Origin of the sequence: Enterococcus sp. AZ149, assembly GCF_051714285.1 — a bacterium.
Lineage (GTDB): Bacteria > Bacillota > Bacilli > Lactobacillales > Enterococcaceae > Enterococcus_D > Enterococcus_D entomosocium.
Window position 1 is genome coordinate 3,157,332 of record NZ_JBIORO010000001.1, and the last position, 18,869, is coordinate 3,176,200.

An 18,869-nucleotide genomic window follows, 5' to 3' on the forward strand; every position below is an offset into this window, starting at 1 on the left:
ATTTTGTTTGAAACATCCGCTGTTTTCTTTCCAACCATTTCTAGAAGTGGTATAGTAGGTGCAGTGATTATTATGAATCTTTTTAGAATTAGGAGTGCTTAAACGAATGAAGAAAAAATTAATTTTAGTAGCAGTCAGTGCAATGAGTCTTTTTGCATTAGCGGCTTGTGGTAACTCAAGTGAGGAAATCGCAACAATGAAGGGCGGTAAAATCACTGTTCAAGATTTTTATGACCAAGCAAAAACAAGTTCAGAAAATCAACAAGCGTTGCGTCAAATGATCGTCTTAAAAGTGTTTGATGAAAAATACGGTGATGACGTAACAGAAGAAATGATCGACGAACAATTCAATAATGTGGCTGAACAATATGGCGGCAGTGATTCCTTTGAATCAACATTGACTGCCTCTGGTTATACGGTGAAATCTTACCGTGCAGAATTGAAACAACAACTTGCGTTACGTGAAGGCTTAAAAGCCAACATGGATATCACTGATGAAGACATGAAAACTGCTTGGGATTCTTTCCACCCTGAAGTAGAAGCACAAATCATCAAAGTAGCAAGTGAAGATGATGCCAAAGACGTCTTAGAAGAAGCGAAAAAAGATGATGCAGACTTTGGCGAAATCGCTAAAGAAAAATCAACGGATGCGGCAACAAAAGAAGATGGCGGAACGATCAAATTCGATTCTACTTCATCAGCTGTACCAAGTGAAGTAAAAACAGCCGCTTTTGATTTAAAAGATGGTGAAATCTCTGAAGTGATCTCTGCAACCAACACGTCAACTTACACGACGGAATACTATATCGTGAAAATGGTGAAAAACCAAGACAAAGGCAATGATATGGATAAATACAAAGATGAATTGACTGAAATTGCTCAAAACACTTTGTTGAATGATTCAACCTTTATGGCAGCAACGATCGGTCAAGAATTGCAAGCAGCTAATGTGAAAATGAAAGACTCTGACTTAGCAGACTTGCTTTCTGATTACATCACAGCGGCCGAAACAGAAGATTCAACTGCTGACTCTTCTGCTACCGATGCAACGGACAGCTCAGCGGCAGATTCTTCTGCTACTGATGCAACCGATGATTCTACTGCAACGAGTGAGAGTGCTACAGATTCTTCTGCTGAATAAACGAAAAAAGAAGTGCCGTCGTAGCGGCGCTTCTTTTTTTATGCTAATTAGGTTAATATTGCCGATTCAGCTACTTTTTCCAACATCTGAAAAACCACGCTAAGCAAGCCTAGCGTGGTTTTTGTTCTTTCCGTCATTCACTTTGGTTGATCGTGCTACAAGGTCACCGCTACACTTCTTTCGGTACATAAAAACTCCGATTGTCCATGCCAAAAATTCGGTCTGTGTATTGACCAGGTTCCGTTAAACGAATCGACGTCAGCATCATTTGCATGGAAGCATCCAAATTATCGATTTGATGGAGGATCTCCGCTTCCATTATGCGGGGGCGAACAGGTGACCCATATTCTAATAAGCCATGGTGGGCTAAAACCATATGCCGCAAAACAACGATATCTTCTTCTTTGTCATCAAATTTCAAAGCCATACAGGCTTGCGTGATTTCTTCATCCACTAAGACCAAATGCCCTACTAGATTCCCCGCCAAGGTATACTCTGTCGTCATCGGACCTGTCAACTCGATCACTTTTCCTAAATCATGCAAAATGATACCCGCATACAGTAGTGAAGCATTCAATTCAGGGTACTCTTTGACGATCGCTTTTCCTAAGCGCAGCATAGTTGTCGTATGATACGCCAATCCACTGGCGAAGGCATGGTGATTGCGCTTCGCAGCTGGAAAATCAAAGAATTCCTTTTTATACTTGTTCAACAAGAAACGGACGATGCGATTCCAGTGAGGATTTGTGATCTCAAACAAGGTTTGACTGATTTCTTCTTCCATCTCTTCTTTTCGCAAGGGCGCTTTTTCCATGTATTGGCTTGGTTCGTGGGGTTCTTCCGGTTTCGCTAAACGCAAATGCATGATTTTGACTTGCGGATTGCCTTGGTAGACCTCCCGTTTTCCATCTAGCAGTACTACTTTCCCGGGTTCAAAACGGGCGATTTCTTCATCTGATGCATCCCAGAACTTTCCGTCGATCGTGCCGGATGTATCTTGAAAGGTGAAGGCAATAAATTTTTTGCCGTTTTTCGCGATCCGCACATCGGCATTCTTGATCAGCAAGAAAAGTTGAAACGTTTCATCAACAGTTAATTCACGAATTTTTTTCATGGGCTTATTTGGCCGATCAGCCAAATCTTTCACTTCCTTTACTCAGATCCTGGATAGGCTGCTGGTACTTCTGATAATAGCTTACCATTTCTTGGTCAGAAGACAAACAAATTACTTGATAACTTTGCCCAAACTCTTTTAACAGTGCGGCAAACCGTTCCTTACGAACACTATCATAATGCAGCCAACCATCATCAATAATGATTGGACACAATGGGTGATTTTTTTGCAGTGCTAGATAACCGAAGCGTAACGCCATGATTAACTGATCCTTCGTGCCTGTGGACAGGTCGATGATCGAAAACGTCTCGCTGGCATTTGCCGCTACCAACAAGCCATTTTCCAAAAGAATCTTTTGATAACGTCCGTTTGATAGCTGTTCAAAATAGGTTGAAGCAGCCGACAATAGCTGCGGCAATTGCTGTTCTGACAACTCGGTCGTGACATCCGTTAAAATCGAAGCCGCCAACTGACGACTCCCCCATGCCACAGCAAGTTCTTCAATGACCGCCTTTAGCTCACTTTCTTCTTGATAAAGCTGATTCAAGGTGCCATTTTTTTGACTAGCTGCTGCTTCTAATTCCAAGCGCTGTTTTTGCTCCGTCAACTGCTGTATTTGTGCCTGAAGCTGTGTTTGCTGCTGCTTGATCTGGTCTTTTTGCTGCAGCAATTCTGCTTGTGTCACTGGTTTAGGATAAATCGGTGTTAACATCACCGCCAATTCTTCTGCTCGCTGCTGCGTGCGTTGCGCCGCTTCCCATTGCTTCAACCAGAGGCTGATTTCTGCAGGGTGATCTAAGCCTTGTTGCTGCAAGAGATCACTGGCCTGGGAAAGCAGCTGGTCGCGTTCATTGCGGGTGCGGGTCAACTGTTGGGCCAGCAGCGTGCTAGGTTGTTGCAGTCGTGAAAGCTTGATTGTTTGCATCTCTTCATGAAATTTCTGCAAAATCGCTGCTTTTTCTAACAAGGTTTTGTTTTGCAACGGCAGCCACTCAGCATAAGGTCGGAACTGCTCATCAAAGGGGGCCAGTCCTTCTGCGACGGCTTGCCGTTCTTGATAGGCTTGTTTGCGCTGCTGTGAGTAGGCTTGATAGCTAGCAACATCTTCATCATAGGCCAATAGATACGCCTGCCAGCTTTCCACCGGCAAATCACCAAAAAAGGGGGCTAAGGCTTGGTGGGCACGATCAATCTGCTGCTGCTTTTGCTGCTGTTCATTTTCCAGCTGCGCCAACTCTTCGCCCAGCAGATCCAGCTGCATGAGAACCGTCTGCCATTCCTGTTTGATGCCTTGCTGTTTGTTTGGCGCTGCTTTCATCAACGGCAAAACACTGCCAATGATCGCTGCGATCCCCACACCTAGAGCAAGCCAGCGCCACGGACTCGGCAAAAAGATACCGATCACTGCTAGTAGCCCACCGACGATCCCTAGCGGCCATAGCGGGTGAGAAACCGACTTGCGGCCAATCAATTGAGGATGCTGCTGTTCTAAGCGAGCTGCGGTTGCTTGCAAAGGCTGCGCTTTTTCTTCTAAACGCATCATGCGCTTTTCGAGCTCTTCTAACTGCACACGTTCTTGTAGTAAACGTGTGGTTTGTTCATGGATCGAAGCCGTTACTAGCGGCGGCGATTCTCTGCTCCATTGGCGCTTTTCGATCAAGCGATTCAGCTCCGTGATAGCGACGGCTTCTTGTTGATTGGCCGCTGCTTCACGATCTGCCAAACGCGCCATCGTCACTTGCTGCTGCAGCAAGTGATTGATTTGGTGCTCGTGATCAAGGTAAAAGAAATACTTATCTGATTCTTTTCCTTGCTCCAACTGATCTAATTCAGCTTCTTTTTTGCGAATTTCTTCCGTCAGCTGCTGATACTGCTGATAAAACTGTTTGATGGCTTGGACTTGCTGAGGATCGGCTAACGTATCTGCTGGTGCCATTTGCTGCCACTCTTCATAAAGCCCCCAATGACTCAGCTGCTGCTGATTTTCCTGATAGGCTTCATTCAATGCTTGAAACTGGTATCGCAAGTCTTGGATCTGTTCTTGCAACTGGGCGATCTGCTGATACTGCTGTTGGATGCGGCTTTCTTCGCTTTCCTTTTCCGCAATCGTTTTTTGCAGTTTTTCTAATTGTTTTAACGCCTGATTCAAAGGTAGCTTTTGCCCCCGTGGCTTGTATTGCTGCTGATTGATGGTTTCATATTGTGCCACTTGCTGCAGCATTTTTTGACTGCCGCTGATTCCCAGAGAAATCAACGCTTGGTGCAGCTCATTTTCTTCTAGCTTATCGATCTGGGTCAATTGCTCTTGCTGAAAGGTAAAGACATCGAAGAACAATGCTCGATTGAGGGGCTGCAGGTGTTGTGCCAGCCATTGCTCATCGACCGTCTGACCAGCGACATGGACTTTGGCACGACCGCGGTCTACATGCCGATAGCGTTCCACGATCACTTCGCCGAAGGGTTCCAGAGCCAACCATAACTTGCCACCGTAAGCTGCACCGTTTTTGGGGGTATAGTCTTTTTTCTTGGCTGTCTTTTTCGGAAAGCCAAATAAGATGGCGGCAATAAATTGATACAACGTCGATTTTCCGATCTCGTTGTGCCCAAAGAGCAGCTGATTTTGCGGATGAAAGGCAAAGCTTTGTTCATGGTATTTCCCAAAACCGGTAATCTCTGCTTTTAAAATTCTCATGACTACTCCTCCCATTGAAAGTCGTCTTTCAACAATTGCTTGGCTTGCTGCAAGACTTCTTCTTGAAATAATTCATGGGTGATCCCCCGCTGGATCAGCGGATGCTGCAATAGATCGGACAGTCGGTCCGCAAAGATCTCTGGTGACTCATACATCGCTAAAAACTGCAGCATATAGTCTTGTGGTACCGCCAATGCGATCTTGTCTTCATTGGCTTGCTCGACTTCAAGGGCATAGATTACTTGCAGCGGCTCTGTTTGTGCCAACCGTTCATTGAGGTAGGTCAGCCATTCATTTTTTTCCGCAGCTGGAAACCAATCTGGCGGCAGCTGCTGCACATCGGTCAACACCAGATGCAGCAAGCGCGAACGAGGACTTTTTAAGCGCTCGATGATCGCTGGCAATACGGCATTCGAGGCGGTCACATCCGCTAAGGAGACCACTTGCTTTTGCCAAGCGATTTCCGCGATCTCCAAGCGCTCGATTGTTGGTCCTTGTGGCGATAATTCTGCCAAAATCACCCCAGTCGCCTGCTCTTTCTTGGTCTTTCCTTGAGGCGTACCGGGATAGAGGATCGGTGGTTGCTCTGAGAGCGTCTTAGGTACATGGATGTGCCCCAAGCCCCAATAATCATAACCTTTTTGCTTCATTTCACTGATTGAAAAGGGGGCATACCGTTCACCGGCTTGATCCCCGTGGTAAAGCCCAATATGGTAATCCACCGCTGCTCTTGCGGGAAATTCTGTTACTTTATTTTCAGCGATCCAAGGATGTTGGTAGCTAAATCCACTGATTGCATAGGTTTCACCGTTTTTCGTTGTTCCTTGTACCGTTTGAACTTCTTCCGATGAAAAGAGAATGACGTTTTCTGGAAAAGCAAACCAATACCGTTGCGGATCATAATAATCATGGTTGCCGAAAATCATATAGACTGGGATCTCTGCTTCTCCCAGTCGTTGCAGTTGGGCAAAAAAGTCATGCTGCACTTTTAGACTCGGCCGTGCTTGATGGAATGTATCCCCAGCCAGCAAAACAAAATCGACCGCTTTTTCTAAAGCAACATCCACCAAATTACGGATGATTTTTTGATTGATAGCAGGGAGTTGGGTCTTCACTTTTTCAGATAACAGATGGACCCCTTCAAATGACCGGTCGATATGCAGGTCTGCACTATGTAAAAATCGCATTTCTTTCTCCCTCCTTAATGCTTCTATCATAACATTTATCAGTCATTTCGTCAGCAAAATACGAAAATTTGTTCGCCTTTTTCATAAAAAAAACCAAAGAAGCGCTTTTGAAACTTCTTTGGAAACGACTCTTGCAGTTGCAGCCGGTTTCTCTGAAGTTTCACTTGCTTCTTTGGTCTTTGTTTGTTGGCGATTACGCTTCGTATAGATCTCTTACAGGACCCATGATGATGCGGTTCAAGTCATTGGCCACTAAACTGAAGGCTTGCTCTTTTTGCATCAAGTCAGAAACGATGCCGTCTTGTTGAATTTTTTGCGATAATTCTTGGGCTTTTTGCGCTTCTTCTTCCGTCATTTCTTCGCCAGCCATCATTTTTTGTTGCAGGCTTTGTTGCAACTCTTGAAACTCTTTGAATAACGTGTACGCTTCTTCATTTGCTTTCAAACGGTCGAAAGAACCTTTCAGATCTTGAAATTGTTCTGACTCCCGTAATTCACGTTCTAATTGGTTTGCTGTATCATAAATATTTGCCATTTTGACGCCTCCTCTTTTTTTCTAGTATACCATTCTTCTCAGGTTCTAGACTAGCAGTTGCCTAATTCCTTTAATTTCCACTAATGGAATTCCACAAGCCGCCAAACAATTCTTTCGTTCCTTCTTTGATCTTGCTGCCGAATTCCTTCATACCTTCTTTGGCGCTTTCGGCAAAGTCATCGATGGTTTGTTGCCAATCATTGCTATTTTGTGACGTACTGCTATCAGGATCTGGTACCTCATCGGCTGCCATTAATTTTCCGCCTGTCCAATAAGCGTCTGCAACTTGGAATTGGGTGCCTTGACTATAAGGCAGTAAGCTTTCGGCCTCTGCTTTAAATATTTTCCCAACAACTTGTCCGCTAGTTCCCGTTAAGTAATGATCTTCACTCACATGTTCAAATCCTAGCCAGGTTGACAGAACCATATCAGGAGTATAGCCGACGATCCATTGGTCATTGACCTTAGAAGCATCAAAGTTGGTCTCTGTCGTACCCGTCTTACCGGCGATCGTAAAGCCGTACGGACTAGCACTAACCCCCGTCCCGTTAGAGAAGGTTCCTAGCATCATGCTCGTCATTTTATCAGCGGTCTCTTTAGAAATCACGCGTTTGCCTTGCACAGACGTATTGTCAACGATCACGGCACCAGTTGAATCAACGATTTTGGTGATCAAATGCGGTTTGTAGTAATACCCGCCATTAGCGAAAACGCCATACGCTGCTGCCATCGTCATTGGAGATTCCCCTTTTTCCAAACCACCTAATGCTAAGCCATAATATTTGTCGGATTCGGTCAAGGAAAGACCGAATTCTTGTGCTTTGCTATACCCGCGATCTAAGCCGATCTCATGCAGCAGCCAAACTGCTGGCAGATTCAAACTTTGGGCGAGGGCTTGGTACATGACTGCTTCGCCAGCATAGGTCCCGTCAAAGTTTTGAGCATCATAAAAATCAAGGGGCTCGTCTTTCAGGACACTGTCCGGTTCAAACCCAGCTTCTAGGGCAGGGGCGAAGACGCTGATCGGTTTGATCGTGGAACCTGGTGAACGTTTCATTTGCGTGGCAAAATTAAATCCTCTAAAGACGTGCTCACCACGACGACCCACCACCGCTTGCACCCCACCGGTATTCGGATCAAGTGCAACAGAGCCAGATTGCACCATCGTGCCATCAGCGGCATTTTCAGGGAACAAGGCATCGTTTTTATAGGCAGCTTCCATTTGTGCTTGGTAGTTTTGATCCAGGGCTGTATAGATCTTGTAGCCGCGATTCATGACATCATCGGCGTCCAACCCATAGGATTCGGCTTCGTCGATGACCGCATCGAAATAATAAGGATACTTATAGCCAGATTCTGAATTGCCAAATCCATCATAAAGTAAATTGGCTAAGGCAACTTGTGATTCTTGGTCAGCAACGGACTGGTCCAACTTGCCGTTATCCACCATCAAACTCAAGACGGTGTCGCGACGGTTCGTGGCGTTTTCCAGATTGTCGATCGGGTTATAGATCGAAGGACCTTTGAGCATCCCCACCAACGTCGCAGCTTCTCCCACGCTTAGTTCAGAAGCATTGACACCGAAATATTTTAGCGAGGCATCTTGAATGCCCCAAACCCCGTTACCGAAATAGGAACTGTTCAAATACATTTCTAAAATCTCATCTTTAGAATATTTCTTCTCGATCTCGATCGCTAAGAAAAGCTCCTTGGCTTTTCGACTAAAGGTTTGATCCAAGGACAGATAGGCATTTTTAGCAAGCTGCTGGGTGATGGTACTTCCCCCACCGCCTTCGGCACTGCGGTTGACCAGCATACGTAGGGCTGCCCGAGCGATCCCTTTGATATCAAACCCGTGGTGATTATAGAAGTTGCGGTCTTCGGTTGAGATCAAGGCGTTGACCACATCACTGGAGATGGAATCAAGAGAAACGTACGTGCCTTTTTGCGAGTACAACTGCCCTGCTTCATCACCATTGGCATCAAAAATCACCGTCGATTCTTTCAGACCTGACTCTAATTCACTGACTTTCGTATTTTTGGCGATATAAAATAAATACCCGCTCATGATTAAGATAGCAACTAAACTAAGTAAAATAAAAATTTTATTTACGTGGTATTTTTTCCAAACCCGCTTGCGCCATTGATGAAATTGCTGCAAATACGGTTTTAACCAGCGCCAAAAGGTCAGCCAACCGGTCTTTATTTTGTGAAGGATGTGTTTCCAATCCATTACTTCACGCTCCTTTGGTTAAGTGTAGCATAAATGACTTTCTTTGTTATACGGCTCTAGACGTAATTTCATTCGAAAAGAATGCTTTATTATTCTAGCATTGAATACTCTGTTTTTTATTGTTTTTTTTATAAGAAAAGCTTAAAGATGCTATAATAGTCGGTAGCGAATAGCAAAGAAAGGACGTTATTATGGAATACACCATGACTTTACCCGAAAATCACCCGCCCATGCCGCTTCGCGATTTGTTGGAACAGGAGTGGCTCGTTCCACGAAAAGTGCGCCATTTTCTGCGCACACGGAAAAATGTGGCCGTCAATCAGCAGCCCGCGATGTTTCATCAAGAAGTTCGTGGGGGTGATCAAATCACTTTGATCATTGAAGACAGTGATTACAGCTACCAGCCGATCCAGTTAGGCCAAGCGGACAAAGTCGACGTACTTTTTGAAGATGAACACTTATTGGTGCTGAACAAGCCTGCCGGGGTCAAGACGCACCCAAATCAGCCATTAGAAGCAGATACTCTGTTGAATGATGCAGCTGCTTACCTTGCGCCGAAACAGCAGCAGCCTTATGTGGTCCATCGTCTAGACAAAGAAACCAGCGGTGTGGTTTTATTTGCAAAAAATCCTTTGGTGTTGCCGATCTTGGGCCGAATGCTGGAAAACAAACAGATTTTCCGTCGCTATCAAGCCACTGTTTGGGGGAAACTTACGCAAGATCAAACGATCGCCAAAAAAATCGGTCGTGACCGTCACGATCGTCGCAAGCGGATCATTGACTCCCGCAACGGTCAGTCAGCCGTCACCCATGTAACCATCGCTCACGCCCAACAAAAGACAACCAATGTGTATTGTGTGTTAGAAACTGGTAGGACCCACCAAATTCGCGTCCACCTTGCCAGCATCGGTCATCCAGTCGTTGGCGACCCGCTTTACCAAAACAAACCAGCGCCACGTTTGCTGCTGCATGGCTACGAATTGCATCTAGAGCATCCTTTTACCAAAGAACAGTTAGTGATCATCGCTCAACCGGGCTTGTGGTAAGCAACCAAAAAGCATGACTACTTGAGGAATCCCTCTTGTCAGTCATGCTTTTTGGTTTCAGATGATTTTCTCCATGCTTCTACTTGGTATTTTGGTTTATAGCGGTAAGTAAGCTGCTGGATCAACGAAATCTGACCACATCGTCTTACTCAGTCCAAAGTGCAGATGGACGCCTGTCGAATTTCCAGTCGTCCCCATCGTACCGACTTGGTCGCCGACTGCAACGGTCGCCCCCTTTGAGACACTGACAGCTGTTAAATGAAAATAATACGAGTAAAAGCCATTATCGTGAGCCAAAATCACGTAATTTCCAGTGCTTGGGCCATAGCCAGCATCTTCTACCTGTCCATCACGAGCGGCGACGATCTTCTCCCCCGCTTGACCTGTGAAGTCGATCCCGTCATGCTGCGTCCCTGAAAACCCAGTCGGGTCTGCTCGAGTACCAAAACCGCTGGAGATCGACACGGAGCCAGTGATTGGCAGTGAAAATTCACTGGCTGCCGCTTTCTCCGCTGCTTCTTTGGCTTTTTGTTTCGCTTCTTCAGCTGCTTTTGCTTCTTGCTCCACTTTTTCTTGTAGGTCTTGCACTTGGGCTTGCGCCTGCTGCAGCTGCTCTTGTTGGGACTGCAATTCTTTTTTGGCTGTTGCTAATTGTTCTTCGCTATGTACTAATTGGGCTTGCGTCAAGGTTTGGTACGAAGTGATTCGTTGTTGTTCGGCTTCTTTTTCCGCCAATTGTTGGTTCACTTCCCGTAAAGCCGCTTGTTGTTCACTAAACTTGCGTAGTTGCTGGATCGTGGCTTGCGGTCCATCGACTACCAGACTGCTTTGCGCTTGGCTTCCTTGGTGCTGGGCTTTTTGATCATTCAGTGCAGTGATCTGCGTTTGAACTTCCTTGCTTTCTTCTGCCAATTGGCTTAATTCTTCCTGATAATCCGCTAATTGACTTTCCAACGCTGTGACTTTCTGTTGGCTGGTGGTGACTTCGTCTTCATAAGAGGCTAGTTCTGTGGTCAAAACCGTCAGTTCCTCGCTGCTCTTGGTTTCAGCAGCATAACTGATAGCTGGCTGGAAAAGCGGCAACGTAAGGGCGAGCAATAAAAAAATCTTTTTCTTCAATGAGGTAACTCCTTCTTTTTTTAGTAGCTTGGCTACTTTAACATGCTTATTCATGAAAAAAAAGAGGGTTTTTCCAACAGTTTAAAGTCTATTGTTGCAAACTTTCATGTAAATCACCTATAAAACGGGCTTTTTTTACAAATATTGCAGCCGAATAACAACTTTCATAAGAATTTCTTTAGCTCGCCGATCGTCTTATCCTCGCTCTTGCAGCTTCGCCAATTCCTCAGGAGTCAATTCCCGATACTCGCCTAATGCCAAATCATCTGGCAGGGACAGGCCTCCCATGCGAATCCGTTTCAAATAAACGACTTCTTTTCCTACTGCATGGACCATCCGTTTGACTTGATGAAACTTGCCTTCATGGAGGATCAGTTTGATTTCGCTGCGCGTTTCGTCTTCATCGACGTTGAGGATCTGCAGTTCAGCCGGCAAGGTCCACTCGCCGTCTAATTTGATGCCTTTGGCAAAGGTTTTTTGATCCTCCGCTGTCATGATTCCCTCGACTTGGGCATAATATTCTTTTTCCACATGCTTCTTAGGCGACAATAATTGATGCGCCAATCCGCCATCGTTCGTAATCAGTAAAAAGCCTTCGGTGTCTTTATCTAACCGTCCTACTGGAAACAAATCTTCGCGAAACGCTTCTTCAGAAAACAAATCTAAGACCGTCTCTTCATAGGAATCGACGGTTGCCGAAATCACTCCAGCGGGTTTATTCAGCAAATAATAAAACTGGCTTTGATAGACGATGGGTTCCCCCTCAAAACAAACGGTATCTTGTGTTTCTAGTACTTGCGCTTTGTCACTCTTGATGACTTGTCCATTGACGGTCACGAGACCTTTTTTGATCAACTGTTTCACTTCTTTGCGGGAGCCATAGCCCATATCCGCTAAAAACTTGTCTAAACGCATCGGTTTCTTCCTTTCATATAAAACAGCCGCCAAGGTCTCGCAAAGGAGGCTCAGCGGCTGCTTCTAGTTTTATTTGATGTGTAATTTCTGGCGTAAACGAACCATTGATGAGCCGAGTAGTTTTTCAGCTAAACGCAATTTCAGCGCAATGTAGATGTACACACTGCCACCGACTCCTGCTACTAGCAAGCTCAAGATAAAGGCTTGGACTTTTCTTTCCGAGCTAAAGATGAGACCAAAGAGTTGGCGGGCGATCAACGCTGCGATCACCATAATGATCGTCATCGCGCCAATCAATAACGTCCGTCGCAACGTTAAGTTTACATTGAAATGGCCTTTGCGAATCATCTTGCGAATGTTCAGCCAGCAGACGATCCCTAAAGCAATCGTCGTGGAAACCAATGGGCCATATACTTGGAACAACCGAATCGCTGGATACTGCAGGATCAACTTCACCAGCAACCCTACAAAGAAGAAGACAACGGCTTCTTTGTTGTGGTACATCCCTTGCAGCATACTGGAACTAAGCATAAATAAACCTAAGACCAATCCAGACAGACAGGCAGCGACTAAGACGCTCGCCCCTAACGCATCTGGACGATAAAACAAGGTGTATAAGGGATAAGACAATACGATCATCCCAAATGTCGCTGGGAACATTACAAAGGAATACAATTGCAAGTTGTTGCTGATCAATTTGGCTAAGTTCTTTTTGTCTTTTTTGGCGACTGCTTCACTGATCAAAGGCAGTCCCGTTGAAGCCATGGAAGTAGCTAATCCGATAACCACCATCGTCAGCTTATCAGGGTTGCTACCGAAAATCGCCATTAATTCTAAGAGCTGGTCATTTGAAAATTCAGTAAAACTACTCATGATCCGCACAAAGGTGTACTGATCCACCAATTTTAAAATCGTGATCCCAGAACCAACGATAATAAAAGGGATCGCTTCTTTGATGGTCGCTAAAACCAATTCTTTGGTTTGCAACACGGTTTCTTCTTTGCTCATATCGACTAAGACATCCATCCGCACCCGTTGCTTTTGGAAGTAATAGCCTAAAACCAAAATACTGGCTAAGACACCGATAAAGGCGGCAAAAGTCGATTGCGTCACAGCTGCCGTGTATTCGCCTTCGATGACCCGCATAATGATGAAGGTCGCCAAAAGCATATAGCAGACGCGGGCGATTTGTTCGACAACTTGCGAGATCGCAAAAGGTTTCATGTCTTGGTTCCCTTGGAAGTATCCTCGCATAACACTCATACAAGGAAAGACCAATAGTGCAATGCTCAATGAGCGCATTGCAGGAATCAATTCTTCCCCGCCACCTGAAGCCGTTGCCAACCATGGAGCTGCCAAATACATGATGCCGGCGGTCACCACGCCAAAGCCTGCCATCAATTGGAAGGCTCTTAAAAAGAGCTTCTGGCTCGTGCGGTATTCTTGGCGAGAATTATAAAAAGAAATCTGTTTGGCAATTGCCGATGGGATCCCAGCAGTTGAGATCATTAAAAATAAGGCGTAAACATTATAGCCCATTCCAAATAACGCATTTGCTTTATCGGCATTTGCCCCCATCCAATAATACCAGGGTAAAATGTAAATGGCGCCAAGCAAACGTGAGCCGATATTTCCCATCGTCATCCAAGCAGATCCTTGAGCCATTTTTTCTTGTGTAGTTAATTCTTTTGACACTGAACGCATGTGATTATCCATCGCCATTATCTCCAACTTTCTACAAACATATCCCTTCCATTTTAATTCGAAAAAGGGTTGGTCGCAATCTATTTTTGCAACATCTTAAAGTTTCTTCAAAATAAGGAGAAAAAAAAGAAAACTTTTCCCTCCCAAACGGCGGTTTTTAGGAGTTATGCTATAATAAGAGAAATCTTTAGAGGAATGAAGGAGAACAACGATGCAAAAGGAACTCATTACCGTGCCCCAGATCCGCAAGCTCTTATTGCAGGAAAACCTATTAAAAGAAATCATCACCCCCACTGATTGGGTTTATACCGTGCCGCAAGAAATGACTGATCTTGCCTTTACCTCATTAAGCTACGACTCACGAACAGCCGATGCGGCGACGCTTTTTTTCTGTAAAGGGGCTTCTTTTAAAGAAAGCTACCTAGCCGCCGCCATTGATCAAGGCATTCAGTGCTATATCTCAGAAACGCCCTATGACAACTTCGCAACCTACGGGATCATTGTTACGGACATTCGAGAAACGATGGCAGTGATCGCTCAAGCGTTTTATGGCAACCCGCAAGAACAGCTGGTGACCATCGGCATCACTGGCACAAAAGGCAAAACCAGCTGCGCCTATTTTGCTCGGGCGATTTTAGCAGAATCGACGAGTCAAAAAGTAGCATTCTTTTCATCTGAGGAAAACTCAGTCGATGGAAAAACCTTTAATGAAGCAGTGTTGACGACTCCCGAAACACTGGATCTTTATAAAATGATGGCTGAGGCTGTTGCAAACGGCATGACCCATCTTGTGATGGAGGTTTCTTCTCAAGCCTATAAAACCAAACGGGTAGCCGGCATTACATTTGATATTGGCGCGTTCTTGAATATTTCACCTGATCACATTGGACCGGTGGAACATCCAACTTATGATGATTATCTTTACTGCAAACGGGAACTGATTCGCAACAGCAAACAAATGATTTTAAATCGTCAAAGCGATCACTACCACTTGCTGCGAGAAACTTGTGAAGTCCATCAAGTTCCTTATATCACCTACGGACGTTCAGACGCCGATTATGTCGTCCAAGAAGGAATGGACCTAAAGAGTTTTGCCCTGACAGCTGCTTCTGATGTCTTGCAGGTCTCTGGTGAATATCAACTGGGGATCTTAGGTTCTTTCAACCATGAGAATGCCGCAGCGGCGATTTTGGCTGCCTGCTTAGCGGGTGCCTCTCGTAAGGACGCTCAGAAAGTCCTGCCGACAGTGATCATCCCTGGACGAATGATCGTTTTAGAAAAAGAAAATGGCGCCGTCATGATCGTTGACTATGCCCACAATTACCTGAGCTTCCAATCATTAAGTGAACTTGCCCGTCAATTACGCCCAGATGGCCGCCTGCTTTTTGTCACTGGCAGTGCTGGCGGAAAAGCCCAATCTCGCCGAGCAGATATGGGACGAGCGCTAGGAGAATATGCGGACAAAGTCTACCTGACCAGCGATGATCCTGATTTTGAAGAAGCAGCTGCGATCGCAAAAGAAATTGCAGATGCTATCACCAATCCTGAAGTTGCCATCATTCATGAGATGGATCGGGCTCAAGCCGTCAAATTGGCGATCGCTGAAGCAGACGGTCGTGATATCGTGATTATTGCGGGCAAAGGCGCCGAACAATACTTGAAAGTCGCTGGAAAAAAAGTCCCTTACATCGGTGACTTGACCTTAGCGCAGCAGCAAGCCAAGCACCAATAGCAACAAGTTGTCTCAACAAAAAAAGCTTTCAGATGATCCATTAAATCATCTGAAAGCTTTTTTCCTGTGTGATTAAGGTTGTTCATCTTCGTAAGTCTCATAGACATAGGGTGCGCCATCATAACGGAATTCTGTTGAAATGGCAGCGTCAAGGTCTTCGGTAAACATTCGCTTGCTGAAAGGAAACAAAAAGACTTGCCCTTCTTTGGCATCTTCGGCTGCTAAACGGTAAAACAGCTCTTCTTCTGTTAATTGTTGATTCAACTGTTCCAAGACATCGGCAGTGACTGCCTCTTCTTCATAGCCAGGTTTGGCAATCCGTGCATAATCTTCAAAAAAAGCCGTTTGGCCTTCAAATGATTGATACTCCATGTAAGTCCCCTCTTTCTTTTCTCTTTCTTTATTATACGAGAGTCTGTGAGGATCAGCGAATAATATGATCGCTAACAAGCGGAAATTTGGCTTTTTTAGCGCTTAAATATGTCAGAAACATTTCAAGTGTATTACGAATCAATTATTTGACAAAATCAGATTGAACACGTATCCAAATTTTGTATAATGATACATAGAGACTATAAAAGGGGCAAATGTAATGAACAACGCAAAGAAAAAATTATTCGTCGGTACTGGTGCTGCAATTGGTTTTGTCGCAATCGTTGCTATGATGGCTCAGTTCATGATTTCCAATCATCTATTTGGCGGAAGTGATGCTTCATCAGAAATTTTCACTCGCGCTACGTATCCAAACGGCTTTCTACTAGTGATCTTGATTCCATTGGTCGCAACAGCCGCTTTGTTCTATGGTATCATTCGCAAAAAATAACAAAAAGCTGCCTAACAGACCATTGACCTGTTAGGCAGCTACTTTTTTAGCGTTTAGTTTGCAACGATATTGACCAATTTATTGGGTACGACGATCACTTTGCGGATCGTTTTTCCTTGGAGCTGTTCTTGGACAAGTTCGTTTTCTTGGGCCAATTGTTCAAGCACTGCTTTTTCCGCGTCTGCTGGAACCATTGCTTTGGCACGAACTTTGCCGTTGACTTGAAAGACGACTTCGATCTCATCTTCCACTAGGGCACTTTCGTCATAGGTTGGCCATGGCACATAAGAGATCCCATTGTCATTTCCGAGGATCGACCAGAGCTCTTCCCCGATATGCGGTGCGATCGGAGCCAATAGCTGCACAAATCCTTCGACATATTCGTAAGGCAAGGCATCGGCTTTATAGGCTTCATTGACGAAGACCATCAATTGGGAAATCGCCGTATTGAAATGCAGCTGCTCATAATCTTCCGTCACTTTCTTAACTGTTTGATGGTAAACTTTCGACAATTTGCCATCGTTGAATGTCGTGATGCGGTCGCGCATTTTGCCATTTTCATCGACGATCAAGCGCCACACACGATCCAAGAATTTGCGACTGCCTTCGAGGCCATTCTCATTCCAGGCAATCGATGCATCCAGTGGGCCCATGAACATTTCATATAGACGCAAAGTATCCGCACCGTACTGGTTGACGACATCATCAGGATTAACGACATTGCCGCGGGATTTCGACATTTTTTCATTGTTTTCCCCAAGGATCATCCCTTGGTTAAACAATTTTTCAAATGGTTCTTTCGTTGGCACAACACCGATATCATACAAGAATTTATGCCAGAAGCGAGCATAGAGCAAGTGCAAGACAGCGTGCTCCGCGCCACCGATATAAATATCGACTGGCATCCAGCGCTTCAATTTATCATAGTCTGCCAAAACAGACTTATTATGAGGATCAATAAAGCGCAAGAAGTACCATGAGCTTCCAGCCCACTGCGGCATCGTATTGGTTTCGCGACGTCCTTTTTTCCCAGTTTCTGGATCGGTGACATTGACCCAATCCGTGACATTGGCTAATGGTGATTCACCGGTACCGCTTGGTTTGATATTGTCGGTTTTTGGCAAACGCAACGGCAGCTGATCTTCAGAAAGCGCTGTGGTCGTCCCATCTTCCCAATGGATGATTGGGATTGGTTCCCCCCAATACCGTTGACGAGAGAACAACCAATCGCGAAGACGATAGCTGACTTCTTTTTTCCCAACGTGATTTTCTTCCAACCATGCAACCATTTTTTCGATGGCTGTCTCTTTGTCTAGCCCATCCAAAAAGTCTGAATTGATATGCAGTCCATCTTCGGTATAGGCAGATTCTTCCACGTTGCCCCCTGCCAATACAGGAATGATCTCTAAGCCAAATGTTTTGGCAAATTCGTGGTCACGTTCGTCATGGGCAGGAACCGCCATGATCGCACCTGTTCCATAAGAAGCCAAAACGTAATCGGCGATCCAAATCGGGATCTCTTTGCCATTCACGGGATTGATGGCATAGGCACCAGTGAAGACACCGGTTTTTTCTTTGGCCAAATCTGTTCGGTTCAAATCAGATTTTTTCGATGCTTCTTCTACATAGGCATCAATGGCTGCTTTTTGTTCTGGGGTAGTGATTTGAGCCACTAGCTCATGTTCTGGTGCCAATACAGCGTAGGTCGCACCAAACAAGGTATCTGGGCGAGTCGTAAAGACGGTAAAGTCTTTTTCCATCCCTGCCACTTTAAACGTTACGTTGGCTCCGACAGAACGTCCGATCCAATTGCGTTGCATTTCTTTGATGCTTTCTGGCCAATCAACTTCTTCTAAATCGTCCAACAAACGATCAGCATATGCCGTGATTTTTAGCATCCATTGGCGCATCGGTTTGCGGATCACATCATAGCCGCCCCGTTCGCTCTTGCCGTCAATGACTTCTTCATTGGCGATCACAGTTCCAAGCTCTGGTACCCAATTTACCGGAACTTCGGCTTCATAAGCTAACCCTTTTTCATAAAGCTTGGTAAAGATCCATTGCGTCCACTTGTAATATTCAGGATCTGTCGTATTGATTTCACGATTCCAGTCATAGCTGAACCCTAGCGCATTGATTTGACGGCGGAAGGTCTCAATATTTTTCTTCGTAAATTCCGCTGGATCATTTCCTGTATCTAGTGCATATTGTTCGGCAGGCAGACCAAAGGCATCCCAGCCCATTGGGTGCAGTACATTGTACCCTTGGCTGCGTTTGAAGCGGCTCAAGATATCCGTAGCCGTATAGCCTTCTGGATGTCCGACATGTAATCCTTGTCCGGATGGATATGGGAACATATCTAGCGCATAAAATTTTGGTTTGTCCGGCTCATCATGGGTGTTGAACTCATTTTTCTTTGCCCAATATTTTTGCCATTTTTTTTCGATTTCTTTGTGATTGTAATTCACGATGGACTCCTCCTAAAAATTGGTGCTTTGCTCGTCAAATCAACCAGCAAAACTTAAAAAAAGTCCTATAAAAATCGCTATGATTTTTATAGGACGTTATCAACGTGGTACCACCTAAGTTTATCTGCTCCTCAAAAAAGCAGACCTCGATGTTTTAACG

14 protein-coding genes and 1 other annotated feature (1 of these 15 only partly in view) are annotated in these 18,869 nt (G+C 45.0%); of the genes, 4 read left to right on the forward strand and 10 right to left on the reverse strand.

The annotated features are described in order from the left end of the window. Positions 1-106 precede the first annotated feature (106 nt). The gene (locus IGI94_RS14590) at positions 107-1,141 is read left to right on the forward strand and encodes a peptidylprolyl isomerase (RefSeq protein ID WP_061053367.1); all 1,035 of its coding nucleotides are present in this window, start codon (positions 107-109) and stop codon (positions 1,139-1,141) included. A gap of 169 nt (positions 1,142-1,310) precedes the next feature. Here IGI94_RS14590 and IGI94_RS14595 read toward each other — a convergent pair whose 3' ends face one another. The 5 genes from IGI94_RS14595 to IGI94_RS14615 form a co-directional block, all read right to left on the reverse strand. Further along, the gene (locus IGI94_RS14595) at positions 1,311-2,255 is read right to left on the reverse strand and encodes a 3'-5' exoribonuclease YhaM family protein (protein WP_034872173.1); all 945 of its coding nucleotides are present in this window, start codon (positions 2,253-2,255) and stop codon (positions 1,311-1,313) included. A gap of 16 nt (positions 2,256-2,271) precedes the next feature. Then, positions 2,272-4,947, reverse strand: coding sequence for an AAA family ATPase (locus tag IGI94_RS14600; RefSeq protein ID WP_438899917.1), 2,676 nt, complete (start codon positions 4,945-4,947; stop codon positions 2,272-2,274). Between the two features lie 2 nt (positions 4,948-4,949). Then, on the reverse strand, positions 4,950-6,134 hold the full coding sequence (locus tag IGI94_RS14605; protein WP_438899918.1) for a metallophosphoesterase family protein: 1,185 nt from the start codon (positions 6,132-6,134) through the stop codon (positions 4,950-4,952). Between the two features lie 193 nt (positions 6,135-6,327). Beyond that, positions 6,328-6,669, reverse strand: a complete 342-nt coding sequence (locus IGI94_RS14610) for a YlbF family regulator (RefSeq protein WP_244732551.1) — start codon at positions 6,667-6,669, stop codon at positions 6,328-6,330. A gap of 70 nt (positions 6,670-6,739) precedes the next feature. After that, positions 6,740-8,902 carry a PBP1A family penicillin-binding protein gene (locus tag IGI94_RS14615; RefSeq protein WP_438899919.1) on the reverse strand — a complete coding sequence of 721 codons (2,163 nt, stop codon included), beginning with the start codon at positions 8,900-8,902 and terminating at the stop codon, positions 6,740-6,742. A 191-nt stretch (positions 8,903-9,093) separates the two neighbouring features. Here IGI94_RS14615 and IGI94_RS14620 point away from each other — a divergent pair, with 191 nt between their 5' ends. Beyond that, a complete protein-coding gene (locus IGI94_RS14620) occupies positions 9,094-9,948 on the forward strand; it encodes an RluA family pseudouridine synthase (RefSeq protein WP_194188304.1) in 855 nt (284 codons plus the stop codon). A 96-nt stretch (positions 9,949-10,044) separates the two neighbouring features. Here IGI94_RS14620 and IGI94_RS14625 read toward each other — a convergent pair whose 3' ends face one another. The 3 genes from IGI94_RS14625 to IGI94_RS14635 form a co-directional block, all read right to left on the reverse strand. Further along, complete coding sequence (locus IGI94_RS14625) at positions 10,045-11,121, reverse strand: peptidoglycan DD-metalloendopeptidase family protein (RefSeq protein WP_438899920.1); 1,077 nt, start codon at positions 11,119-11,121, stop codon at positions 10,045-10,047. A 141-nt stretch (positions 11,122-11,262) separates the two neighbouring features. Further along, the gene (locus IGI94_RS14630; protein ID WP_008382017.1) at positions 11,263-11,982 is read right to left on the reverse strand and encodes a pseudouridine synthase; all 720 of its coding nucleotides are present in this window, start codon (positions 11,980-11,982) and stop codon (positions 11,263-11,265) included. 69 nt (positions 11,983-12,051) lie between these two features. Further along, a complete protein-coding gene (locus tag IGI94_RS14635) occupies positions 12,052-13,698 on the reverse strand; it encodes a putative polysaccharide biosynthesis protein (RefSeq protein WP_008382016.1) in 1,647 nt (548 codons plus the stop codon). A 199-nt stretch (positions 13,699-13,897) separates the two neighbouring features. Here IGI94_RS14635 and murE point away from each other — a divergent pair, with 199 nt between their 5' ends. Next, the gene (gene murE / locus IGI94_RS14640; RefSeq protein WP_438899921.1) at positions 13,898-15,418 is read left to right on the forward strand and encodes a UDP-N-acetylmuramyl-tripeptide synthetase; all 1,521 of its coding nucleotides are present in this window, start codon (positions 13,898-13,900) and stop codon (positions 15,416-15,418) included. Between the two features lie 72 nt (positions 15,419-15,490). Here the strand turns inward: murE and IGI94_RS14645 are convergent, their stop codons facing one another. Further along, entirely contained in the window at positions 15,491-15,790 is a 300-nt protein-coding gene (locus tag IGI94_RS14645) for a DUF5960 family protein (RefSeq protein ID WP_008382014.1), read from the reverse strand. Between the two features lie 220 nt (positions 15,791-16,010). On the opposite strand from IGI94_RS14645, the gene IGI94_RS14650 reads away from it, so the two are divergent. Further along, positions 16,011-16,241: a hypothetical protein gene (locus tag IGI94_RS14650; protein ID WP_005233376.1), complete on the forward strand. Its 231-nt coding sequence runs from the start codon at positions 16,011-16,013 to the stop codon at positions 16,239-16,241. Positions 16,242-16,294: 53 nt separating this feature from the next. Here IGI94_RS14650 and leuS read toward each other — a convergent pair whose 3' ends face one another. Further along, a complete protein-coding gene (gene leuS / locus IGI94_RS14655; protein WP_438899922.1) occupies positions 16,295-18,709 on the reverse strand; it encodes a leucine--tRNA ligase in 2,415 nt (804 codons plus the stop codon). A gap of 86 nt (positions 18,710-18,795) precedes the next feature. After that, positions 18,796-18,869, reverse strand: a binding site (T-box leader); it runs 146 nt beyond the window's last position.